The organism is Zooshikella harenae, assembly GCF_018837975.1.
In the GTDB taxonomy this organism is placed as follows: Bacteria; Pseudomonadota; Gammaproteobacteria; order Pseudomonadales; family Zooshikellaceae; genus Zooshikella; species Zooshikella harenae.
This window is the reverse complement of the sequence record NZ_JAGSOY010000004.1, coordinates 160,912-168,711: the sequence shown is the minus strand read 5'-3', so window position 1 is coordinate 168,711 and position 7,800 is coordinate 160,912. Positions and strand designations below refer to the sequence as shown.

Sequence of the window (7,800 nt, the reverse complement as noted above, 5' to 3'; positions counted from 1 at the left end):
TAAAACTTTGTATATGAAAACCTTAAGTAAAAATTCCCTAAACAACAACTGACAAATGTACTAAAATCGGCAAATTTTATTTAAGAGATAACACGGCTCAATAAATACAATTGTTATCTGAAAAATAAATTCCTTACAATATTATGTGAAGAATATAACGATAAAATAAAATAAAGGACGAACAAATTGAAAATAACAAAAAATAAAACAACATCATTATTGTCAGCTCTTAGCTTAGCTCTAACAGTAAACATCTATGCAACAGATATTGTTGTTGATCCCACTATGGAAATTGTCAACATACAAACAGCCATTAATAATGCTGAGTCGGGTAGCACCATACAATTTAAGCCAGGCATTTATAATCTTACCGCCGGCTTTGTTATAAAAAATGACAATCTTCAACTGTTGGGGGAAGGAGCGATTCTCAGAAAAATATCGGGGGATAATTATACGGCGATCGTAGTGCAAAGTAATTACAACGTCGTCACTGGGTTTACTATTAATGGTGGAAAATCGGATGGCAACACGATACAGGGGGGCGGGATTTTTGTTTACGGAAGTCACAACGCGATAAGTAATGTGCGTGTGCACGATAATAACGGACATGGTATTGGTTTGGGGGGGCATATTGATGACTTACCATGCGGTAGCAATAAAGTACTAAACTCACGTGTCTTTAACAACCACATGATTGGTATCTCTGAATATAATTGTTCCAATAATATCATTACAGGAAACCATGTTAATGATAATGGGCTAGAAGGTATCACCATCGATGTGGGGTCGCACCGTAATATTGTCAGTGACAACCGACTGCATGCGAACTGCCAACGTGGGGGCGCAGGTGGTATTGGTATTGACCAAGCCGAATTTAATATCATTCAAGGGAATATCATCACTGGAAGTCAAAATAAATGTGGTGGGATTAAAATGAATAATAGGGTAGGTCACTCACGGTATAATGTTGTTAACAGTAATGTGCTTTTAAACAATGATGGCCCAGGCGTGTGGCTTTCAACGTATGGTGAGTTTCGATCAAATCATAACACGGTGACGGGTAATGTATTTACTCATAATACGGAAAGTATAAAAATGGATATTGAGAGTACCAATAATGTAACGGTAGGAAACGTAGTCAAGCAAGAAGAGGGTGGAGGCGAATCGTTACAGTAAACAACACTGACATAAATGCAGTTCCTCCCCCTTGTTGAAGGGGGAGGTTAGGAGGGGGTAGATAAGTTTTGATTGTGCATTGAAGTTGTCAGAAATAAACTACACCCTGGCCCTTCCCTTGCGAAGGCAAGTAAAAATACAGTACGTATATTCTACGTAAATATACCGCGTAAAAGTCTTCTCCTCTATTTAACTTCCCATCCAGTACATACATCACTTCTCGTCTATATTTTATTGTCAATAACGATTCCATCGCTCGATAATGACCTTTTGATTATTTTTAGACAAAAAAGTCTGTATAAGAATAAATAGTTCTTGTTAAAAATAAATTATTTTAAATAGCGCATTTTAATCTGTCTCTCCTTTTATTTGCTGTTGCTTACAATATTTAAGTCTACACGTCAATCCTACATTTATAGGATATGAAGCGTACAGCAACTCGATAGTATAGATAACCTGGACGTACTCTTAATTAAGTATGCGGATATATAGCATTATGTAATGAGTATATAAATTTACGTAATAAGGAGTGTTGTGAATTATGATAAGAATGTTTTATATTTTATGAGTAGGTATTAACGCTTAGGTTTTTAATTTGGTGTATTTTTAAATTGAAGCTATTTTTTGCGGATTCTTGTTCGTAGGCTTTTCTTTGTTTGAAAATTATGTATTTTAAATTTTTGTTAAATTGGTAGTTTTGTTTTGTTTTTATGTTGATTTGTTTCTTGTTTTATATGACTATAATTTTGCCGTTGGTGTTAAACGGTAAATAATAAAAACAAGGAAAGTAATTATGAGAAAAATAAAAAGCTTTGTTGTAAAACCTCTTGCGCTAGGCTTGTTAATTACGGGAGGTTGTGCGAATGCACAAACAGAAGCCTTTAATAGTAATAGCCTAAATGTTGATGATTCCGCCGCTGCAGCAAATAGTTTTTCTGTTGCGAACATGGCTACTTCTGCCGAATTTTCATCTATTACTGATTTAAAAGTACTGGCGGCGAATACATTATCTTTTGATTATAATTTACCAAATGATGGTGAACCTGGAAAAGTTCTTATTTGGTATGAAACAATGGATGTTGATTTAAACAGAAAACCAGACTTTTCTGCCAATTTACCCAGTCATAAAGGCGATAATTTTGTTTTAGTTGATAATGGCATTAACTTTCAACAAGGTATTTATACCATTGCTATCACAGCGGGTAAGGCGGATAACACAGTCGCAGCAACCAAAACGATGATTGTTGGTCAACCCGCACATACCGGCAGAAGCACACTGTATGTCAGTGCTAAAACAAAAGGGAGAATTACTGCCGTATATAATAGTCCCGCCAACGTAATCGCAGATCAAAATATTACTTGGTTTAGGCTATTTGAAGGGAACAAGCTGGTTGGTGGGAATCTTATGATTGAACAGACAAGAGCTCCATCACAGTCGTCAGGTCTTGTTTCAATGGATTTTACGCCTGGTACACTAATTGATGGACAGACTTATACATTGGTATTAAATCCTGGTCCTACTACGCAAGCAGTATCTGCATCGTATACTTTCCAATATACGTTGCAATGACTCGATAGTTTGCAATGATCCGATATATTGTAAGTATCACAAATTAAATAAACGTATACTTATGGCGTAAAGTGTAAAATAACTGTGCTAATCAATCTTCTTTGTTGTGGCTATATTAAAGCCGATTAGCACGGTTTTTATTTTTTTATACATATTGCTTGAGCATTGAGTGTGCCTGAAATAAATCCCACCCTGGCCCTCCCCTTGAGAAGGTGAGGGAATATATATGATGTTATATTGAATATCGATAAGTTAAATAACCAAAAATAAATGCTGTTAATGTAATACTTTTTGCGTAGTGTACTTCGCGCTTGCTTGATGCAATCGAAACAATTTTTAGATCCCCTTTCTTATTTCCCCAAAACCCCCTTCTTTGAAGAATTATTACACTGGATCTTACTGGCCTTTGCTTTATACCATACTCATCAAATGATGAATTAAAGAGGAGTGCACTGTGTCAGCTAAAACCGGCCGTCCTAAAGGTGACTCTGATGCCCGTCAGCGACTTATTGCAGCAGCGCTCGCCCTGTTTGGTAATCAGTCTTTTAATAATGTTTCTACCCGACAGTTGGCGCGAGAGGCGGGAGTGGATGCTGCACTGATTCGCTATTACTTTGGTAGCAAGCTTGGGTTATTTGAGCAGATGTTGAGAGAAATGTTAGAGCCTATGTTAGAACGTCTTCGTGCTCAGCCACAGGCAGCGTTTCCTTCTGATCTGACAGGCTTAATGCAAACTTACTACAGTATCATGGCCCCTAATCCCAATTTGCCGAGGCTTGTTGTGCGGGTATTGCAGGAGGATGAAGGCACTGAACCCTTTCGTATTTTGATGACGCTATTTGGCGAGGTAATGGCACTTTCCCGGCAGTGGTTGGGTAAGGTGTTGTTGAATTCTGGCCGGTTACGGCCTGGGGTTGAACCAGAGCTAGCGCGCTTAAGCTTTACCAGTTTAATGGTCTTCCCGTTGATTGCTCCTCAAGTTTTGATTCGTCAGTTTGGTATTAGCCTGGATGCTGACTTTTTGCCCACCCTGATTCAGCACAACGTGCAGGTCATGGAAAAAGGCCTGTTTCTGCCAGAGGACGCTGATATGAGGACACTTTCATGAGAACCATGAGTGCCGTATGGATACTGCTTGTGCTAATGGTGCTGAGTGGATGTACCGATGACCGCCACCGGGTGTTTGGTGTGATAGAGCGTGACCGATTAACCCTTACCGCCCCAGTCAATGAGTTGATTGCACAAGTGCTTGTTCATGAAGGCCAACAGGTAAAGGCAGGGCAAGTGCTGATACGGCTTGATGCTACGGCGGCGAAAGCACGGGTTCAGCAAGCAGACGCTGAGCTAGCACGCGTACAAGCGGCTTTGGAAGAACTGAAAAATGGTGCTCGGGTTGAGGATTTAGCACAAGCTCAGGCTGAAGTGGCTGGTGCAGAAGCGACTTTAATAGAAGCAGAGTCACAGTTGATACGCACTCAACAATTGTTTCAAAAAAAGCTGGTGGCAGATCGAGACCTGGATGTGGCTAAAGCCTCACGGGACAACGCCAAGGCTGTGTTGGATAGTGCTAATGAGCGGTTACGAGAACTGAAGAATGGTACTCGGTCAGAGCAATTAGCCCAGGGCCGCGCAGCAGTTGATTCGGCAAAAGCACGTTTAGCGGAAGCGCAAAAGGTATTGGCAGATTTAACTTTGGTCGCAGCCAAAAAGGCGCGGGTGGATGTTATGCCATGGCGTGTCGGGGATAGAGTGGCGGCAGGTACTCAGCTCATTGTGCTATTAGCAATGGATAAGCCTTATGTGAGGGCTTACTTACCAGAAACTTACCTGACTAAAGTAAAAGCGGGTGATCACTTACCGCTTTATATTGATGGGCAAGCACAGCCTATTGATGGGGTTGTTCGTACGATTCGTAGTCAGCCGGCATTTACTCCTTACTATGCGCTGAATGAACGTGACCGGGCCAGATTGATGTACCTGACGGATATTGATCTTGGCGCAGCCGGTGCGGATTTGCCCACTGGTCTTAACCTTGAGGTAGCAGTGCCATGACCCAGCATGAGCTTGCGATAGAAACTCAAGGTATGACGCGGACGTTTGGTAGCCTTAAAGCGGTTAATGAGGTGGATCTTGCCATTCCTCGGGGGACGATCTACGGGTTTTTAGGGCCTAATGGCTGTGGCAAATCGACTTCTATCCGTATGTTAACGGGGCTGTTACGACCCTCTCATGGTGATATTAAGGTGCTGGGTAAAACCTTACCTGGGGCGGAAGAAGCCTTGCGGCTGCGTATTGGTTATATGACGCAAAAATTCTCGCTTTATGACAACCTGAGTGTGGTGGAAAACCTGATTTTTGTGGCCAACATTTATGGCTTAGCAGGCAAAAAAGCAAAAGCGCGTATTCAGGAGTTACTGAAACTGTATGACCTGGAAGGGCAAGAGACACAAATGGCAGGGTCCATGAGTGGTGGTCAAAAACAGCGTTTGGCATTGGCCGCGGCAACATTGCATAAACCAGAGTTATTGTTTTTGGATGAGCCGACGTCAGCGGTTGATCCGGAAAATCGTCGGGAGTTTTGGGAAAGGCTGTTCGACCTTTGTTCGGTAGGCACAACAATATTAGTGTCCACGCACTATATGGATGAAGCTGAGCGCTGTCACGGTTTAGCCATTCTTGAGCAAGGGGAAAAACGTGCGGATGGCTCTCCTCAGGATTTAATGCAGCAAATGGATGCCCGTGTAGTCGAAGTGGCTGGAGAAGGGTTGCGTGCGCTTAAACAACAACTGACGACTGAGCCTAACGTACTGTCTGCTGCGCAAATAGGGAGTCGGTTGCGGGTACTAGTAAAAAAACAAATAAAGGAACCTTTAACCTGGCTTACCCCAAAAGTAGGGCAAAGGATATTGACTGAAGTGCGCCCTAGTTTGGAAGATGTGTTTGTCACCTGTACGGGAGGCCGACATGTGGCTTAGGATTTTTGCCATTCTCTTTAAAGAAATAAAACAGTTGTCGCGCGATCGGATGACCTTTGGCATGATTGTGATGATTCCGCTGGTGCAATTAATGTTGTTTGGTTATGCCATTAATACCGATGTACGACACTTACCGGCAGGTTTAGTTGATTTAAATAATTCCAGCTATAGCCGAGCATTGGTACAAGCGGTTGCGGCTTCACAAGTGGTTGATTTCACCAAACACTATGCCAGTCCTCATGAGGCTGAAGCTGCGATTACCCGTGGTGAAATTAAGGCGGTGCTTTATTTACCTGCTGATTTTGGTCATCGATTAGTGACCCATCGAGATAACAGTGGCCGTGGAAAATATTTTGTTCAGCCGGTGGGGCAATGGTTAGTAGATGGCTCTGATACCATGGTAGCTTCGGCTATAAAAGGTTTACGACAGATGCCGTTAGATGAAGTAATGGGACGAAGTGCCAGACAAGTGAGGTCAAATCTTGAAGTGGTGCTGTACTTTAACCCAGAGCAACGTACAGTCGTCAATATTGTGCCAGGACTGCTGGGGGTGATTCTTACCATGACCATGGTGTTGTTTACTTCTGCGGCTATTGTGCGTGAGCGAGAACAGGGCAATATGGAATTTTTAATTACCACGCCAGTCAGGCCTTTGGAATTAATGTTAGGTAAAATTGCACCCTATATTTTGGTGGGCTTTATTCAGGTGGGGATTATTCTTGGCACAGGCCATTGGTTGTTTGGCGTTCCCGTTCGAGGTGGGTTGGATTCTCTGGCGCTGGCATCATTGCTCTTTATTTTTGCAAGCTTGACGTTGGGTTTAGTTATTTCAACGATTGCGAAGACCCAGTTGCAAGCAATGCAGATGACCGTGTTTGTATTATTACCTTCTATTTTACTGTCTGGGTTTATGTTTCCTTACGAGGCGATGCCCAATGCTGCGCAATGGATTGCGGAAGGACTCCCTGCTACACACTATATGCGTATGGTAAGGGCAGTGGTATTGCGTGATGCTGAAGTGGTGCAGTTGCGGTTTGATGCTTTGTGGTTGATTGGTTTTACTTGTTTGGGGTTGTTGATTGCAACACTTAAATTTAGGAAACGGTTGGATTAATAACATATACCCTTCGTTTTGGGTAAAACCAAGTTTATAAAGGAGAATGCCGCAAAATGACTACGATATAACTACGTGCAGCATTCTCAAAAGTGAAAGTATAAAGCGGTTATGGACGATATTTACCCTCTAAGCTGTCACTTAAAAGTGTGTCATAACAAGGAATATCTTTACTTTTGTTTTTACAGGCATCCTTGAGCATTTGTAAGCCTTTGTTAAAGGCTTCTACTAACTTGGGGCCATCAGCAGTCTTTTTACTGATAATGATATGATAGGCTCGGACATCAAGGGGTTTAGGGTGGTTTGTCAGCATATTTTGTGCAGCAGGTGGTAGTTTATTAGCGATAATTTCATAACCTACTTCCATGGTGGCAGGGAAAATATCAATTTTATTATCGAGCACTTTTTTTAAGTTATTTACATCTTTTGCTGTACGGTGTACTTTGATGACCTTATTTTTATCAGCTTCATCAAATGCTTTGCCATAAGAATAGCCGGTTGATGCACCAATTTTGTATTTTTTTAAGTCTTCAATCGTTTTCCAGTCAAACTGAAAATCCTTCCGGTGAAAAAACACATCTTTTAGTTCAATAATGGGGTTTGTGAATAATAATGTTTTTTCACGCTCGGCATTTTTTCCCCAGCCAATCGATCCCGCCCACTCTTTTCCGGCTTCAGCTTCTTTAAATGCACGCTTCCATGGGAAAAAACCGTATTCGACTTTGATGCCCTGAGTTTTGAAGGCTTCGGAAACAATATGGCTCATTACGCCGTAATGTTTGTACTTTTCAGACATGTAAGGAGGCCATTCGCCATTGGTTAGTTTAACCACTGAAGCAGAATACCCATTCAATGAAAAAGCAAGCAATGTGGTAATAAGTAGTAATTTTTTTATAATGAGTGCGCGCATGTTATTACTCCATAGTTTGCTGATAGGTTTTAAATAAGGAATTAATCTATCTGAG

At 41.6% G+C, this 7,800-nt stretch carries 7 protein-coding genes; 6 read left to right on the top strand and 1 reads right to left on the bottom strand.

Features of this window, described 5'->3' with window-relative positions; translation table 11 throughout:
• Nucleotides 1-186 precede the first annotated feature (186 nt).
• The 6 genes from KCG35_RS03525 (at nucleotide 187) to KCG35_RS03500 (ending at nucleotide 6,835) form a co-directional block, all read left to right on the top strand.
• Nucleotides 187-1,176, top strand: coding sequence for a right-handed parallel beta-helix repeat-containing protein (locus KCG35_RS03525; RefSeq protein ID WP_215818275.1), 990 nt, complete (start codon nucleotides 187-189; stop codon nucleotides 1,174-1,176).
• Between the two features lie 793 nt (nucleotides 1,177-1,969).
• Entirely contained in the window at nucleotides 1,970-2,746 is a 777-nt protein-coding gene (locus KCG35_RS03520; RefSeq protein WP_215818274.1) for a hypothetical protein, read from the top strand.
• Nucleotides 2,747-3,200: 454 nt separating this feature from the next.
• Nucleotides 3,201-3,854, top strand: coding sequence for a TetR/AcrR family transcriptional regulator (locus tag KCG35_RS03515; RefSeq protein WP_215818273.1), 654 nt, complete (start codon nucleotides 3,201-3,203; stop codon nucleotides 3,852-3,854).
• Nucleotides 3,851-4,798, top strand: a complete 948-nt coding sequence (locus tag KCG35_RS03510) for an HlyD family secretion protein (RefSeq protein ID WP_215818272.1) — start codon at nucleotides 3,851-3,853, stop codon at nucleotides 4,796-4,798. The genes KCG35_RS03515 and KCG35_RS03510 overlap by 4 nt, the downstream gene beginning before the upstream one ends.
• Nucleotides 4,795-5,721, top strand: coding sequence for an ABC transporter ATP-binding protein (locus KCG35_RS03505; RefSeq protein WP_215818271.1), 927 nt, complete (start codon nucleotides 4,795-4,797; stop codon nucleotides 5,719-5,721). Before KCG35_RS03510 ends, KCG35_RS03505 begins: the two co-directional genes overlap by 4 nt.
• Complete coding sequence (locus KCG35_RS03500) at nucleotides 5,711-6,835, top strand: ABC transporter permease (protein ID WP_215818270.1); 1,125 nt, start codon at nucleotides 5,711-5,713, stop codon at nucleotides 6,833-6,835. The genes KCG35_RS03505 and KCG35_RS03500 overlap by 11 nt, the downstream gene beginning before the upstream one ends.
• A 109-nt stretch (nucleotides 6,836-6,944) precedes the next feature.
• On the opposite strand, the gene KCG35_RS03495 is transcribed toward KCG35_RS03500, so the two are convergent.
• Complete coding sequence (locus KCG35_RS03495; RefSeq protein WP_215818269.1) at nucleotides 6,945-7,745, bottom strand: substrate-binding periplasmic protein; 801 nt, start codon at nucleotides 7,743-7,745, stop codon at nucleotides 6,945-6,947.
• Nucleotides 7,746-7,800: the final 55 nt, after the last annotated feature.

Coding starts and splice junctions, on each gene's coding strand:
- KCG35_RS03520 (WP_215818274.1), top strand. CDS start 1,970: ATGAGAAAAATAAAAAGCTTTGTTGTAAAACCTCTTGCGCTAGGCTTG.
- KCG35_RS03510 (WP_215818272.1), top strand. CDS start 3,851: ATGAGAACCATGAGTGCCGTATGGATACTGCTTGTGCTAATGGTGCTG.
- KCG35_RS03505 (WP_215818271.1), top strand. CDS start 4,795: ATGACCCAGCATGAGCTTGCGATAGAAACTCAAGGTATGACGCGGACG.
- KCG35_RS03500 (WP_215818270.1), top strand. CDS start 5,711: ATGTGGCTTAGGATTTTTGCCATTCTCTTTAAAGAAATAAAACAGTTG.
- KCG35_RS03495 (WP_215818269.1), bottom strand. CDS start 7,745: ATGCGCGCACTCATTATAAAAAAATTACTACTTATTACCACATTGCTT.